14 protein-coding genes are annotated in these 15,174 nt (G+C 37.4%); 12 read left to right on the top strand and 2 right to left on the bottom strand.

Features of this window, described 5'->3' with window-relative positions:
- Positions 1-527 precede the first annotated feature (527 nt).
- From aroK to trpS, 7 genes are all read left to right on the top strand, one after another.
- Positions 528-1,049, top strand: a complete 522-nt coding sequence (gene aroK, locus ABN080_RS14400; RefSeq protein ID WP_036914409.1) for a shikimate kinase AroK — start codon at positions 528-530, stop codon at positions 1,047-1,049.
- A 54-nt stretch (positions 1,050-1,103) separates the two neighbouring features.
- Positions 1,104-2,198: a 3-dehydroquinate synthase gene (aroB, locus tag ABN080_RS14395; RefSeq protein ID WP_349441352.1), complete on the top strand. Its 1,095-nt coding sequence runs from the start codon at positions 1,104-1,106 to the stop codon at positions 2,196-2,198.
- A gap of 170 nt (positions 2,199-2,368) precedes the next feature.
- The gene (locus tag ABN080_RS14390; protein ID WP_197269734.1) at positions 2,369-3,310 is read left to right on the top strand and encodes an SPOR domain-containing protein; all 942 of its coding nucleotides are present in this window, start codon (positions 2,369-2,371) and stop codon (positions 3,308-3,310) included.
- A gap of 82 nt (positions 3,311-3,392) precedes the next feature.
- Entirely contained in the window at positions 3,393-4,208 is an 816-nt protein-coding gene (dam, locus tag ABN080_RS14385; RefSeq protein WP_196554464.1) for an adenine-specific DNA-methyltransferase, read from the top strand.
- Between the two features lie 44 nt (positions 4,209-4,252).
- The gene (rpe, locus tag ABN080_RS14380; RefSeq protein ID WP_072068960.1) at positions 4,253-4,924 is read left to right on the top strand and encodes a ribulose-phosphate 3-epimerase; all 672 of its coding nucleotides are present in this window, start codon (positions 4,253-4,255) and stop codon (positions 4,922-4,924) included.
- Positions 4,924-5,628: a phosphoglycolate phosphatase gene (locus tag ABN080_RS14375; protein WP_196554465.1), complete on the top strand. Its 705-nt coding sequence runs from the start codon at positions 4,924-4,926 to the stop codon at positions 5,626-5,628. The genes rpe and ABN080_RS14375 overlap by 1 nt, the downstream gene beginning before the upstream one ends.
- Positions 5,629-5,635: 7 nt before the next feature.
- Entirely contained in the window at positions 5,636-6,664 is a 1,029-nt protein-coding gene (gene trpS, locus ABN080_RS14370) for a tryptophan--tRNA ligase (RefSeq protein ID WP_072068962.1), read from the top strand.
- 76 nt (positions 6,665-6,740) lie between these two features.
- Here the strand turns inward: trpS and yiiM are convergent, their stop codons facing one another.
- Both yiiM and sodA read right to left on the bottom strand, forming a co-directional pair.
- A complete protein-coding gene (gene yiiM, locus ABN080_RS14365; protein ID WP_196554466.1) occupies positions 6,741-7,415 on the bottom strand; it encodes a 6-hydroxyaminopurine reductase in 675 nt (224 codons plus the stop codon).
- Positions 7,416-7,523: 108 nt separating this feature from the next.
- The gene (gene sodA, locus ABN080_RS14360; protein ID WP_197269733.1) at positions 7,524-8,147 is read right to left on the bottom strand and encodes a superoxide dismutase [Mn]; all 624 of its coding nucleotides are present in this window, start codon (positions 8,145-8,147) and stop codon (positions 7,524-7,526) included.
- Between the two features lie 372 nt (positions 8,148-8,519).
- Between sodA and acs the strand changes: the two genes are divergently transcribed.
- The 5 genes from acs to ABN080_RS14335 all read left to right on the top strand — a co-directional run bounded on the left by acs (position 8,520) and on the right by ABN080_RS14335 (position 14,983).
- Positions 8,520-10,478 (top strand): acetate--CoA ligase, encoded by a 1,959-nt coding sequence (gene acs, locus ABN080_RS14355; protein ID WP_340894384.1) that lies wholly within the window; start codon positions 8,520-8,522, stop codon positions 10,476-10,478.
- A gap of 158 nt (positions 10,479-10,636) precedes the next feature.
- A complete protein-coding gene (locus ABN080_RS14350) occupies positions 10,637-10,948 on the top strand; it encodes a DUF485 domain-containing protein (RefSeq protein ID WP_072068966.1) in 312 nt (103 codons plus the stop codon).
- On the top strand, positions 10,945-12,600 hold the full coding sequence (locus ABN080_RS14345; protein WP_072068967.1) for a cation acetate symporter: 1,656 nt from the start codon (positions 10,945-10,947) through the stop codon (positions 12,598-12,600). The genes ABN080_RS14350 and ABN080_RS14345 overlap by 4 nt, the downstream gene beginning before the upstream one ends.
- Before the next feature lie 407 nt (positions 12,601-13,007).
- A complete protein-coding gene (locus tag ABN080_RS14340) occupies positions 13,008-14,591 on the top strand; it encodes a phosphoethanolamine transferase (RefSeq protein WP_340894387.1) in 1,584 nt (527 codons plus the stop codon).
- A 251-nt stretch (positions 14,592-14,842) separates the two neighbouring features.
- A complete protein-coding gene (locus tag ABN080_RS14335; RefSeq protein ID WP_196554471.1) occupies positions 14,843-14,983 on the top strand; it encodes a hypothetical protein in 141 nt (46 codons plus the stop codon).
- The last annotated feature ends 191 nt before the right edge of the window (positions 14,984-15,174 follow it).

Below are 15,174 nucleotides of genomic sequence, written 5' to 3'. Positions count from 1 at the left end.
CACTAGAGTTAAACTGAGAGTTATTCATTGTTTTTTCTTATAATCAGTATTTATAGATTTGACGATGAGGACGATTTAGCTTACAAGGGTTAGCTAATTTGAGTGGACCTGAAACATCACAATGATAATACGGATACATTTTATGCACTTCCTCTATTCTTGGAGGTAGGGCTTTTTATATGTAATATTGATCGCTTGATGACGAAAAAGACAATATTATCAGATGCAGTTTTCCGACTAAATTGTGTTAGAATCTTCGCGTTGCCAACAAAGATGATTACTTTTTTTAGTAGTTTTTGTTATGTACTGTAGGCAAAGGGATTTTTATCCTATGTTGTTGTTTGCAACAGCATGTGGTTATTTTATAGCGATCTACTGAAAGAACTCAGTCTTATTATGAGAGTAGATAACAAATGTTATCAGGTGTGAATTAGATAAACACTCATAAATTTCAGTTTAGGTCCCGTCGCTGAATGAATTTGGCGGGGCGGGTTATCATTAACGAATATCTTAGTAATACCAAAAACATGGCAGAGAAACGTAATATCTTTCTGGTTGGGCCTATGGGTGCCGGCAAAAGCACTATTGGTCGTCAGTTAGCTCAACAACTTAGTATGGAGTTTTATGATTCCGATCAGGAAATTGAGCGGCGTACAGGTGCGGATGTAGGTTGGGTATTTGATGTAGAAGGCGAAGAAGGCTTCCGTCAACGAGAAGAGAAAATAATCAACGAACTCACTGAAAAGCAAGGCATTGTACTTGCTACAGGTGGCGGTTCGGTGAAATCGCGAGAAACCCGTAACAGACTATCTGCTCGTGGTGTGGTTGTTTATTTAGAAACAAACATTGAAAAGCAACTCGCTCGTACCCAACGTGATAAAAAACGTCCTTTATTGCAAGGTGTTGAACCTGTGCGTGATGTCTTAGAGACATTAGCTGAAGAACGTAATCCTCTTTATGAAGAGATTGCTGACATCACAATTCATACTGATGATCAGAGTGCAAAAATTGTAGCCAATCAAATAATTGAATTATTAGAACAAAACTAATAAATTCAGCTATTTATAAGGTTAAGTAAAGACAATAAGAAGAAGGCCACTGTTATGGAAAAAATCACTGTCACATTAGGTGAAAGAAGCTATCCCATTACCATTGCTTCTGGCCTTTTTCATCAACCTGATACTTTTTTACCATTAAAATCAGGGCAGCAAGTGATGATAGTTACGAATGTAACGCTTGCTCCTCTCTATTTAGAAAAGGTAATAAACACCTTGAAAAAACAAGGTGTTTTGGTTGATAGCGTGATTTTATCTGATGGCGAACAATATAAATCGCTTGAAATCATGAACAATGTCTTTACTGCATTATTAGAAAAAAATCACAATCGAGACACTACACTTATCGCATTAGGCGGAGGTGTTATTGGTGATCTAACTGGTTTTGCGGCAGCAAGTTACCAACGAGGTGTTCGCTTTATTCAAGTTCCTACCACGTTGTTATCACAAGTTGACTCATCCGTTGGCGGAAAAACAGCAGTTAATCACCCTCTTGGTAAGAATATGATTGGTGCATTTTACCAACCAGCTTCTGTCATTATTGATCTCGATTGCCTTGCCACATTACCACCTCGTGAACTTTCATCTGGTTTAGCTGAAGTTATTAAATATGGCATCATTTTAGATAAAGACTTCTTTATCTGGCTTGAAAATAATATTGATAAACTTTTGGCGCTTGACCCTAAAGCTATGGCTTTTTGTATCCGTCGTTGTTGTGAGCTAAAAGCTGAAGTTGTCGCCGCAGATGAAAAAGAAACCAGTGGCTTACGTGCATTACTCAATCTAGGCCACACTTATGGGCATGCTATTGAAGCTCATATGGGATATGGTGTTTGGTTGCATGGTGAAGCCGTTGCAGCAGGTATGGTAATGGCGGCAAGAACCTCTCAAGCACTCGGTCAATTTACTGAAGAAGAAACACAACGTGTTATTCAATTACTTGAGAAAGCAAATCTCCCCGTCAATGGCCCTGTAGAAATGACACCTGATGACTATTTACCTCATATGATGAGAGATAAAAAGGTCTCTGGTGGCAAATTACACCTCGTTTTACCAAAAGGCATCGGTCAATCTGAATTACGTGCGGATATTTCTCGCGAACAAGTCCACAAAGCGATAACATCTTGCATTAATGCAAATTAAGCTCCCCATTACCTGACTAGAAGCAAACCAGAATGCCTACTTAAGGATAATTCTGGTTAATATTGTCAAATGCAACGTTTCAGAAAAAGCGTTTCATCCTTATACTATGAGGTAATGGCTAAGGCTGAATAGAATATTTTTCGCTTTTTGACGCTCTGACGGAGGGCATAATGGACGAGTTCAAACCTGATAATGAAACTAAGGGTGATAATTCACTCAAACCTGATACATCGGATAGACCTGAACGTCGAACCAACCGACCTCGTAACAACCCATTAAAAAATGCACGCTTCTCTGTATCCCGTCAACAGATGATGATTGGTGTGGGTGTCCTAGTGCTTATTCTGTTAATTATTGCAATTAGCTCTGCATTAAAATCACCAGAAACAACTGAACCTACGTCACCAACTGGAACAGAAAGAAATATCGATCTGTCTCAACAACCGTCATCCGTTACACCTACAGAAAATGGGCAACCATCAACACCTCAAGCTATTTCTGGGCAAGAAATTCAATCGGTGACTCCCCCTTCACAAAATTTACCACCGATGATTGATTCACAAGGTCAACGTGTTGAGATCCCTGGTGATATTGTTGATTCTTTAAATCAACAACAAGCGGGTATAAACCAAGCAACAGGCCAACAGCAACAATTAAATTCACAACCAACAAAACCCGTACAGCCTGCTACACAACCACCAGCAACCAAGCCAGTGCAACCTGTACAAAAACCTGCTGAAGTAAAAACACCGCCAACAAAGCCGGTAACACCACCAGCAACAACACAATCTAAACCAGCCGCTAAACCGGTTGTTTCAGGCTCATTATCTGCTGGCAATTTAAGTTCTATTCCAGCTTCAAATTATACATTGCAATTAAGTGGCGCAAGTCGCCAAGATACCTTAGAAGCTTTCGCTAAAAAGAACCTCAATGGAAACTACGCTATCTATAAAACTCAGCGTAATGGTAACCCTTGGTATGTACTCATCTATGGTAACTATCGTAATATAAGCGAAGCTAAACAGGCTGTTTCTTCATTACCTGCACCGGTACAAGCGAAACAACCTTGGGTTAGGCCGATGAAACATGTTCATCAGGATCTAAAAAAATAATTAAGACGAGGTTCACCGCTGATATGCTGTCTGAAACAGAGTACAATCGGCGACTCTGAAACGATTGAGAAATTTGGACGGCATGAAAAAAAAGCGCGCATTCCTAAAATGGGCTGGTGGTAAGTATCCTTTGGTAGATGATATTAAACGTCATCTACCTGAGGGTAACTGTTTAATTGAACCTTTTATGGGTGCTGGTTCTGTTTTTTTAAATACAGAATACGATTCATATATTCTTGCCGACATAAATAGTGATCTAATCCATCTCTATAATACGGTAAAGCAACATCCTGAAAAATTTATGAAGGATGCTCGCTTATTATTTACCCCTCAAATGAATATCGCAGAGGAATTTTATCAACTACGACAAGAGTTTAATCGCTCAACTGACCCTTATCAACGTAGTGTCTTATTTCTCTATCTTAACCGTCATTGCTACAATGGGTTATGTCGTTATAATTCCAAAGGTGAATATAACGTCCCTTTTGGCCGTTACAAAAAACCTTATTTCCCTGAAACAGAGTTAATTTGGTTTTCTGAAAAAGCGCAAAAAGCTGAATTTGTTTGCCAAAGCTATTCATCAACTATGACAAATGCAGAAAAAGGTGCCGTCATTTATTGTGATCCTCCTTATGCGCCATTATCACCCACTGCAAATTTCACGTCATACCATACAAATAGCTTTAGTTTTCAAGAGCAGGAACATCTGGCTCAACTTGCCTCGATGCTGGCTTACGAGAGACAGATACCCGTGTTAATATCAAATCATGAAACTGCGTTAACAAAAGAGTGGTATATAGACGCAAAAGAGCTACACAGTGTGAAAGTCAGAAGAACAATCAGTAGCAACACACTCGGTCGTAGCAAAGTGAACGAATTACTTGCCTTATATAAATAATCGTTAACACCTCCCGACAATGGGAGTGTTGTCAGGAGAATGCGATGAAAGATTTTCTGATTGCCCCTTCTATTTTATCTGCTGATTTTGCACGCCTTGGTGAAGATACTGAAAAAGTACTTGCTGCGGGTGCTGACGTTGTCCACTTTGATGTCATGGATAACCATTATGTTCCAAATCTAACGTTTGGTGCACCGATATGTAAAGCCTTACGTAACTATGGAATTACTGCACCTATTGATGTTCACTTAATGGTAAAGCCAGTTGATCGCATCATCCCTGATTTTGCACAAGCAGGCGCAACCTATATTTCATTTCATGCAGAAGCCAGTGACCACGTTGACCGTACCATTCAATTAATCAAAGACTGTGGGTGTAAAGCAGGCTTAGTGCTTAATCCAGCAACCCCATTAAACTATCTCGACTATGTTATGGATAAATTAGATCTTATCCTGCTGATGTCTGTTAACCCAGGTTTTGGTGGCCAATCATTTATTCCTAACACTCTCGATAAATTACGCCAAGTTCGTAAGATGATTGATGATGGTGGTTATGACATTCGTTTAGAAATTGATGGCGGTGTTAAAGTCGATAATATTGCTGAAATTGCCCAAGCGGGTGCAGATATGTTTGTTGCTGGCTCGGCTATTTTCAATCAGCCTGACTATAAACATGTTATCGACAATATGCGCCGTGAATTAAAAAAGGTATCGTAATGATAGATAAAAAACTCAAAGGTATCCGTGCTATCGCCTTTGATCTTGATGGCACACTCACTGACAGCGCAGTAGGGCTTACAGAAGCAACAGATTACGCATTAAAAGCAAAAGGCTTTCCTCCTGCTGGAAAACATAATGTCACTATTTGGGTGGGTAATGGCGTTGATATGCTGCTTACGCGTGCTTTACATAATGCTGGCGTTGAGGATGTCACAGAAACCTTATTAAAAGAAATGCGTGATCTTTTTGATGAACATTATGCAACTTCTGTCAAAACAGGTAGTGATTTATTCCCACACGTTAAAGAAACGCTTGAAGTATTAGCTTCACATAATATTCCATTAGGTATCGTCACCAATAAACCATCACCATTTATAGCTCCACTATTGCAGCAACTGAAAATTGATAAGTATTTTTCCTTGGTGCTAGGAGGAGACGATGTTAAAGAAAAAAAACCGCATCCAGCACCATTATATTTAACAATGGGTACATTTGGTGTTAAAAAGGAAGAACTCCTTTTTGTTGGGGATTCTCGCAACGATATTATTGCAGCACAAGAGGCACAATGCCCTTGCGTAGGTTTGACCTATGGCTATAACTACGGCGTATCTATCGCAGATAGCAAACCTGATTATACACTTGATAATTTTGCTGATTTGCTCTCAATCCTCGACATCACGCCAATGACAACTGTGGAATAGAACTAACATGACGACTTCAGTAGAAAAAACGGCAAAAAAACCAATTGTATTCAGTGGTGCACAGCCTTCTGGTGAGTTAACTATCGGAAACTATATGGGTGCATTACGTCAATGGGTACAAATGCAAGATGATTATGACTGCATTTACTGTATCGTTGACCAACACGCCATTACAGTTCGTCAAGATCCAAAAGAATTAAGAAAACGAACGCTAGATACGCTGGCGCTCTATCTTGCTTGTGGTATTGATCCAGAAAAAAGCACCATTTTTGTTCAGTCACATGTTCCACAACATGCTCAATTAAGCTGGGCACTCAATTGTTACACCTATTTTGGTGAATTGAGCCGTATGACTCAATTTAAAGATAAATCAGCACGTCATGCTGAAAATATTAACGCTGGATTATTTGATTATCCTGTATTAATGGCAGCAGATATTCTTATTTATCAAACAAATCAAGTTCCTGTTGGTATTGACCAAAAACAACATCTTGAATTAAGCCGTGATATTGCTCAGCGTTTTAACGCTATTTATGGCGATATCTTCACTGTACCAGATCCTTTTATTCCAAAAGGTGGTGCGCGTGTTATGGCATTACAAGATCCAACTAAAAAAATGTCTAAATCTGATGATAACCGTAATAACGTTATCGCATTGCTTGAAGATCCAAAAGCGGCAGCTAAAAAAATCAAACGGGCAATGACTGACTCAGAAGAGCCACCTCGTGTTATTTACGACCTTGAAAACAAAGCGGGTGTATCTAACTTACTAGATATTTTAGCAGGTGTAACAGGTAAAACGATTCCTGAATTAGAAGCTGAATTTGAAGGCCAAATGTACGGTCATCTAAAAGGTGCTGTCGCAGATGCTGTCTCTGAAATGCTAGCCAACATTCAAGAACGATTTAACACATTCCGTAATGATGATGCTCTACTTAATAAAATCATGAAAGAAGGTGCAGACAAAGCTAAAGCTCGCGCTCAAGCAACCTTAGACAAGGTTTATGACGCAATCGGGTTTATTGCTCATCCGTAATTTTCTGTTAATACATAAAAAACACCTCGCCTATTTTTAGAGAGGTGTTTTTTTTAGTAAAGAGAAAATTAACTATTTATTCTTTAAACAAGCGCCGATTAAAACTCTCAATAGTTTGATTTTGCAGTCTTAACTGCATAGTTTTGCTCCAACTCGCAGATAATCCTGCTGCACCTAATAGACGACGATAAAGTTCTTCATCAAAAGGCATATGAAAAGCAATTGAAATCGCTTCTTTAACAGAGATATCACTGTTTCTTGAAACCAAGACTAGAGGATGATGGCTACCTGTTTCTCCTGTACTCACAACACGATATAACCAACCACAATAACCACTATCTTGCATAATTTGCGAAAAGTTACTGACTTCTGTCACTGTATTAAGTTTGTAGCAAGGAGAGCGAGGTTGTGTAACTTGGATAAAAGCATTTCCCCATTGGTAAATATCACCAATAAAAACATTTTCTTCAGTCATACCTGTTGTTGAGATATTTTCACCAAATGCAGGAGCATGAAGAAAATCCATCAATTGTGGGAATTGCTCAGCCCAATAAAGATAGTGTTCTTTAGGATAGTGACAAAGTGCGCGATCAGGGCCACCGTGAAAGCTCTTTTCTGCTTGCTCATCTCCTTCTAATCCCAGAGAAGTGAGTTTGATATGACCATCCACCAGCCTTTTGGTGATCGCACTGGTAAATCCATTAGACGTTGTTGTGATGTTGCCGATAAAAACACTAGGAAAATAACGCATGGCTCACTACCTAAACAGAAAACAATGACCCATAGTAAAGAGAGTGTTCAAAATAAACAATGCCGACAATTGTCGGCATTGAAAATAGAAAAGAAATTATCAATTCAATTATGCTTTGCTCTGAAAACGTTTTTGCGCTTCATCCCAGTTCACAACTGACCAGAACGCTTTGATATAATCAGGGCGTCGGTTTTGATATTTCAAGTAATAAGCATGTTCCCACACATCTAACCCAACAATTGGATAGCCAGATGCACCCGCTAACTCTTCCCCCATTAATGGGCTATCTTGGTTGGCTGTAGAAACAACGGCTAACTTACCGTCGTCTTTTAATACCAGCCATGCCCAGCCAGAGCCAAAACGACTAGCCGCTGCTTTTTCAAATAACTCTTTAAAAGCATCAACACTACCAAAATCGCGTTCAATCGCCTCTTTTAGTGAGCCTTGTAATTGGGTTCCTAATTTTAAACCTTTCCAAAATAAAGAGTGATTTGAGTGGCCACCTGCATTATTACGTAAGAATGTACGTTGATCAGCGGGTACTTTATGAAGATTTTTAACTAGTTCATCAATATCTAAACCAGCAAGTTCAGGTAATTTTTCTAATGCAGTATTGGTATTATTCACATAAGTTTGATGATGCTTTGTATGGTGAATTTCCATTGTGCGCTCATCAAAATGAGGTTCTAATGCATCGTAAGCATAAGGCAGTGCAGGTAATGTATAGCTCATATTAATCTCCAGTGCTGTTTTATCTTGGATCACATCATGTGATTTATCTTTTCATTTCATTATAGTGAAAAAAACGTTAATGAAAATCATTATCATATCCATATTATTTTTGTGGTTTTTTTATTCAGCACTCGTTAATTAATTTTCACAGTATATTATTTTAATTTAAAAGCCTTTTATTAAATAATAATTCTATTAAACAAGATAAATAAAGCTAAATAATGCACACCTTGCTTTAGCACTAATTGAACATTCCATGAAAAGCATTTCCATTAATTCGTGATCTTCTGCGCAAAAAAGAAACAATTTTTATTTCCCCTCTTTTGTTAACGACTTTTTGACATAGTATTAACAATAGTGAGGAGAACTATTATGACAAAAATAAACCAACATCATATTCCTGCAACCGTTGCAGAACACGCCCTGATTAATAAAGAGCAATACCAAAAAGACTATGAATTATCTATCAAAAATCCTGAGGCCTTTTGGGCAGATAAAGGAAAAATTGTTGACTGGATAAAACCATATACTGTGGTAAAAAACACTTCATTTGATCCAGGCCATGTACGCATTCGCTGGTTTGAAGATGGACAGCTAAACATCAGCCAAAATTGCCTTGACCGCCACCTTAAAACACGGGGTGATCAAACTGCAATTATTTGGGAAGGTGACTCACCTAATGAGTCGAAAAAAATCACTTACCGACAACTCCACCAAGATGTTTGCCAATTCGCTAATGTATTAAAAAATCTAGGAATTAAAAAAGGCGATGTTGTGGCGATTTATATGCCGATGGTACCTGAAGCAGCAGTTGCTATGCTCGCTTGTACTCGTATTGGTGCAATCCACTCTGTTATTTTTGGTGGTTTCTCACCAGAAGCCGTTGCTGGTCGTATTATTGATTCAAAAGCCAAATTAGTTATCACTGCTGATGAAGGCTTGCGCGCAGGTCGTGCTATTCCTCTAAAGAAAAATGTCGATGATGCATTAAATCATGCCGATATTCCGCCGATTAATCATGTTGTTGTACTTCGCCGAACAGGAAATACCGAACAATGGATTGAAGGTCGTGATATTTGGTGGGATGAGATTATTCAAGGTGTAAGTACTGAGTGTGATATCGAAGCTATAGATGCAGAAGATCCACTCTTTATTCTGTATACATCGGGTTCAACAGGTAAACCTAAAGGTGTGTTACATACTACCGGAGGCTATCTTGTTTATGCTTCAATGACGTTTAAATACACCTTTGATTATCATGAAGGTGATATTTATTGGTGTACTGCTGACGTGGGTTGGGTAACAGGCCATAGTTACTTACTGTATGGCCCGCTTTCAAATGGCGCAACAACAGTCATGTTCGAAGGTGTACCTAATTACCCAGCAGTTAACCGTATGGCTCAAATCGTTGATAAGCACCAAATCAATATTCTTTACACAGCTCCTACCGCAATTCGTGCATTAATGGCTGAAGGCGATAAAGCGATTGAAGGAACTCAACGCACTTCTCTACGCATTCTTGGCTCTGTAGGTGAACCTATTAACCCTGAAGCTTGGGAATGGTTCTATCAGAAAATGGGCCGAAGCCAATGCCCGATTGTTGATACATGGTGGCAAACAGAAACTGGTGGTTTCATGATAACCCCATTACCTGGTGCCATGGACTTAAAACCAGGTTCTGCAACACGACCTTTCTTTGGTGTTCAGCCCGCCATTGTCGATAATATGGGAGAAATACAACAAGGTGCTTGTGAAGGTAACTTGGTGATTGTTGATTCTTGGCCTGGTCAAGCAAGAACGCTTTTTGGTGATCATGATCGCTTTGAGCAGACGTATTTTTCAACCTTTAAAGGAATGTATTTTTCTGGTGATGGTGCTCGCCGTGATGAAGATGGTGACTATTGGATAACAGGACGTGTTGATGATGTCCTGAATATTTCAGGCCACCGATTAGGAACAGCAGAAATAGAATCTGCCCTCGTTGCTCACCCTAAGATTGCTGAAGCAGCAGTAGTGGGTATTCCTCATAATATTAAAGGGCAAGCTATTTATGCTTATGTCACGTTAAATCATGGTGAAGAGCCAACACCTGAGCTTTATACAGAAGTCCGTAACTGGGTACGTAAAGAAATAGGGCCAATTGCAACACCTGATATTCTTCACTGGACAGATTCTTTACCCAAAACGCGCTCGGGGAAAATTATGCGACGCATCTTGCGTAAAATTGCCTCTGGTGACACAACTAACCTCGGAGATATCTCAACACTCGCCGATCCAGGTGTTGTAGAGAAACTGTTAGAAGAAAAACAGTCTCTATCACTTACCGCTTAACATACAACAATATAACTGTCATTTAAAAACGTGATACGACACTGCAAAGGCATGAAAATGCCTTTGCTAGGCTCTCTTACCTGAAAATCATGGAATGCGGGGGATTTAAGCCTCTAAATAAAGTGATCAACCAAACAATTATATAGAGGAGAACTCTGATGAATGCCAATATTTATCAAGAGATAGAAAATAACCCTCGCTTTAAAGAACTGGTTAAAAAACGTAGTCGTTTTTCATGGACACTTTCAATTATTACACTCGTTATGTATGTTTCATTTATCTTACTTATTGCCTTCTATCCACAATGGCTCGGCACTCCCTTGTATGAGGGGAGTTACATTACACGAGGTATTCCTATTGGCATCGGATTAATTATTACTTCATTTTTATTAACTGGTATTTACGTTGTAAAAGCCAATACAGAGTATGACAAACTAACAAGCGAGATTATTGAAGAGGTAGAAAAATGAGCAAATTACTCTACACAATAAGCCTATTTCTCCTCTCTTCAACCGTTGTTTATGCGGCTGCAATAACGGAAGGTGGTGAGAAACAACCGATGAATATTCAGGCTATTATTATGTTTCTGATATTTGTCGGTTTAACGCTTTATATCACTTATTGGGCCTCTAAACGTACTCGTTCACGTTCAGACTATTATACGGCTGGAGGAAAAATAACAGGTTTTCAAAATGGGATGGCTATTGCAGGCGATTTTATGTCAGCAGCATCCTTTTTAGGGATTTCCGCACTCGTTTATACCTCTGGTTACGATGGTCTGATTTATTCAATAGGATTCCTCATCGGCTGGCCGATTATTCTTTTTATTATTGCTGAACGTTTACGTAATTTAGGACGTTATACCTTTGCTGATGTCGTCTCTTATCGATTAAGCCCTAAGCCTATTAGAACACTCTCTGCTATAGGCTCTTTAGTTGTGGTGGCTCTTTATCTGATTGCACAAATGGTCGGCGCAGGAAAACTAATCGAGCTACTTTTTGGCTTAAACTATCATATTGCTGTGGTACTCGTCGGTATTCTCATGGTGCTGTATGTGTTATTTGGCGGCATGTTAGCAACGACATGGGTACAAATCATCAAAGCTATTTTATTACTCGCTGGTGCAAGTTTTATGGCTGTTATGGTCATGAAAGCGGTAGATTTTAATTTCAATACCTTATTTAAAGAAGCTGTAAATGTGCATTCAAAAGGAGCCTCAATTATGAGCCCAGGAGGCTTAGTTTCTGATCCTATTTCTGCACTTTCTTTAGGTCTTGCATTAATGTTTGGTACAGCAGGACTTCCTCATATCATCATGCGCTTCTTTACGGTTAGTGATGCCAAAGAAGCCCGTAAGAGTGTCTTCTATGCAACAGGTTTTATCGGCTATTTCTATATTCTTACTTTTATCATTGGTTTCGGCGCTATCCTACTCGTTAGCCCTAATCCTGTGTTCAAAGATGCCACTGGCGCTTTAATTGGTGGCACAAACATGGCGGCAGTTCATCTTGCTGATGCTGTTGGGGGTAATTTCTTCCTAGGTTTTATCTCTGCGGTTGCTTTTGCCACTATATTAGCTGTTGTTGCAGGGTTGACTTTAGCCGGTGCATCAGCTGTTTCTCATGACCTTTATGCTAACGTCATTAAAAATGGCCATGCTGATGAACGTAAAGAACTTAATGTATCTAAAGTAACTGTTGTGATATTGGGGATAGTCGCTATTGGTTTAGGTATTCTATTTGAGAAGCAAAACATTGCCTTTATGGTAGGACTCGCTTTCTCAATAGCCGCAAGCTGTAACTTCCCAATCATTTTGTTATCAATGTATTGGAAAGGGCTAACAACACGTGGCGCTGTAGCTGGGGGATGGTCTGGTTTATTAATAGCCGTAACATTAATGATCTTAGGGCCAACAATTTGGGTCAGTATTTTAGGTCACGAAAAACCTATCTATCCTTATGAGTATCCAGCATTATTTTCAATGATAATAGCATTTGTTGTTTCATGGATTTTTTCAATTACAGATAAATCATCTTTAGGTGAGCAAGAAAAAGCGAAGTTTCAAGCACAATTTATTCGCTCTCAAATTGGCTTAGGAATTGAACAAGGTAAAGATCACTAAAAGTCATAAAAACCACTAACAATTTACGACAAAAGTGCTCATTCTTTTATAAAAAAGAAGGGCACTTTTATTTTATTGATATACATTCCGATCATATTTATCCCCCTTTACTTATTTAGAATAAATCTAATTTTTAAATACATATCTATACGTTTATTTTAATAGCTTGCTGTTTATTAACTCTTTTTCACTAAAGGAAATAAAAAACAAAATAAAATCAACATATTACAAAGAAAATTTATTATTATTTATTCACTGTATAACTTTATTAATAATACAAAAAAGCTAGAAAAGTCGTAATAATACTAAATTCAGACACATTTCAGTTAAACAAGCCTTGTATTGTCAAAAGGTAAATGGTTAACTTTTTGTTCTACATAAGAAGAGGTGACAGTTTTAAATAGATTATGTCTCGACTAACTTATTACATACTTTTATTTCTTTTATCTATAACACCAGCAATACTTGGTGGCTCAACGTTGTACATAGAACAAAAGCTTTATATTGTTCTCATCGGTTGGCTACTTATGCTGATGTGTAGTGGAATTTATCGTTCAATTCTAGGAAAAATAGTAACATTTATAATTAGTGCACTATGGTCTTTAAATCTGTCTATTTCTCTATTTTTCTATCGTGAACACGATATTGCATTTTCCTCGTCTATCGCAGAAACGTTTATAAATACTAACGGCAGTGAGACTGTTGGTATGCTTTCTTATAATAAATATTACGTATTATTTTATATCTGTAGCTTCTCTATTTATTATTTTCTTATCCATAAAAGCGCTCGATTTTCTCATTTAAAAACTACGATAAATAGTGTTATTGCGATTATTATATTAATAGCGATTATTCCTATATATAAAAACTTAGCATTAAGAAATGATAACAAGACTAAATTAGTCTCTGAATATACTCTTTTAAATACACCTTTTTATAATGCAGCAGCACTGGTTAGAACGTTTCATGAAAATCGTCAAATAAAAAGAATTGCTTCTCAAAAAGTTAATTATCAATATAGTAAAAAGGATGATGATACAGAGATTTATATTCTTATTATTGGAGAATCTGTCCGACGTGACCATTTAGGTATTTATGGTTATCCTCATGATACAACTCCAAATTTAATGAAAGAAAAAAATAATCTAATTCTTTTTGAGAATGTTTACTCTCCTGCCCCTGTAACCATTCTTTCTGTACCAATTTCTCTATCAAATATAGGATTAGAGCAATTACAGGATAAAAATCATTACGCTGATAATATTGTTTCCCTCGCTAATCATGCTGGATTTAAAACTTATTGGTTAAGTAATCAAGGGAAAGGGAATCAAAAGACAAGTGTAATCTCGGTCATTGCTAATATGGCACAGAATAAAAAGTGGAATGATTTTATTGGCTATGATGAAGAGCTACTTCCTTATTTAGATAAAGCACTTAATGAACCATCTACACAGAAAAAATTTATTATTTTGCATACTTATGGTAGCCATGAACCTGCTTGTAACCGATTTCCAAATCAAGATTTAAAAAAATTTACACAACAAGAAGATGATAATTGTTATGACAGCTCTATCGCTTATACAGATAAGTTAATTAATAACATTATTGAAAAAGTAAAAGATAAACCCTCATCTATTCTATACTTTGCAGATCATGCTTTACAGCGCATCGATAAGAATAGAGAGGTTCGTTATCATCATGGTGTAAATACACCACGAAAAGAAGCTTACGATATTCCTTTGTTCATTTGGTATAGCCCCTCTACAATAAAACCAATAATGAGTAATGAGGTTTTGAGCAAGCCTTATTCAACCGCAAATAATTATTGGTTATTAAGTAGTTGGCTTGGCATAGAACATACTTCTCCCAATAAATGCTACTCGCCATTAAATGATTGTTATCAATCCATATCACCAATAATGGTCATTGATGGTAATAAAAATCTCTTGAATTACGATTTATTGAGTTCTGAAGAACAAGAACCTCAATAACATATTCATTAAAAAATATCTAAACCTAAATAAAGAATGCACTCAATATAAAGAGTGTGTTTTTATATCTTCATTATTTACTTCTAATAACATCCGTCTGAGATAACGATAAATAAAAAAACAGAATACTAGGCATCAAATTAAGTGATATTGATGCTTATAAAAGATAATTTACTAATGAAGTGCCATAAATAAATTTAACAACATGAAGAGTAGCTATTTTACTGCGGATAATATAACAACAGTAAGTAATGAATTATCGCTGGATCTCTCTCGATTCTCTTTATCAAGATATTGAAGAGAACGCACAAAATTACAGTGTTTGGTTTCGTTATATATTAAACCGGATGGGTATTGAGCAATTTTCTCGTTGGGGACAAGGTATTATTTAGCAATTATCTTATTAATACTCTAAATAAAATATGCGACTCATACCTTTAGTCTTTTTTCTATATAGTCACGATTAAATTCAATTAATTAGCGATTAATGTATGTGTTAAAAAACCCCAAACGCAAAAAAGCCAACCCATTGGGTTGGCTTTCTCGTCTTATTTAATGCCTGGCAGTTCCCTACTCTCACATG

This window comes from Proteus sp. fly-1089 (assembly GCF_040138965.1).
Classification (GTDB): domain Bacteria; phylum Pseudomonadota; class Gammaproteobacteria; order Enterobacterales; family Enterobacteriaceae; genus Proteus; species Proteus vulgaris_B.
The sequence above is the reverse complement of the archived record's forward strand: the minus strand, read 5'-3'. Positions and strand labels throughout refer to the sequence as shown.

Excerpts from the sequence above, each read along its gene's own strand:
- ABN080_RS14340 (WP_340894387.1), top strand. The coding sequence starts at position 13,008 with ATGTCTCGACTAACTTATTACATACTTTTATTTCTTTTATCTATAACA.
- trpS (WP_072068962.1), top strand. The coding sequence starts at position 5,636 with ATGACGACTTCAGTAGAAAAAACGGCAAAAAAACCAATTGTATTCAGT.
- yiiM (WP_196554466.1), bottom strand. The coding sequence starts at position 7,415 with ATGCGTTATTTTCCTAGTGTTTTTATCGGCAACATCACAACAACGTCT.
- dam (WP_196554464.1), top strand. The coding sequence starts at position 3,393 with ATGAAAAAAAAGCGCGCATTCCTAAAATGGGCTGGTGGTAAGTATCCT.
- aroK (WP_036914409.1), top strand. The coding sequence starts at position 528 with ATGGCAGAGAAACGTAATATCTTTCTGGTTGGGCCTATGGGTGCCGGC.
- sodA (WP_197269733.1), bottom strand. The coding sequence starts at position 8,147 with ATGAGCTATACATTACCTGCACTGCCTTATGCTTACGATGCATTAGAA.
- rpe (WP_072068960.1), top strand. The coding sequence starts at position 4,253 with ATGAAAGATTTTCTGATTGCCCCTTCTATTTTATCTGCTGATTTTGCA.
- aroB (WP_349441352.1), top strand. The coding sequence starts at position 1,104 with ATGGAAAAAATCACTGTCACATTAGGTGAAAGAAGCTATCCCATTACC.
- ABN080_RS14375 (WP_196554465.1), top strand. The coding sequence starts at position 4,924 with ATGATAGATAAAAAACTCAAAGGTATCCGTGCTATCGCCTTTGATCTT.
- ABN080_RS14350 (WP_072068966.1), top strand. The coding sequence starts at position 10,637 with ATGAATGCCAATATTTATCAAGAGATAGAAAATAACCCTCGCTTTAAA.
- ABN080_RS14345 (WP_072068967.1), top strand. The coding sequence starts at position 10,945 with ATGAGCAAATTACTCTACACAATAAGCCTATTTCTCCTCTCTTCAACC.
- acs (WP_340894384.1), top strand. The coding sequence starts at position 8,520 with ATGACAAAAATAAACCAACATCATATTCCTGCAACCGTTGCAGAACAC.
- ABN080_RS14335 (WP_196554471.1), top strand. The coding sequence starts at position 14,843 with ATGAATTATCGCTGGATCTCTCTCGATTCTCTTTATCAAGATATTGAA.
- ABN080_RS14390 (WP_197269734.1), top strand. The coding sequence starts at position 2,369 with ATGGACGAGTTCAAACCTGATAATGAAACTAAGGGTGATAATTCACTC.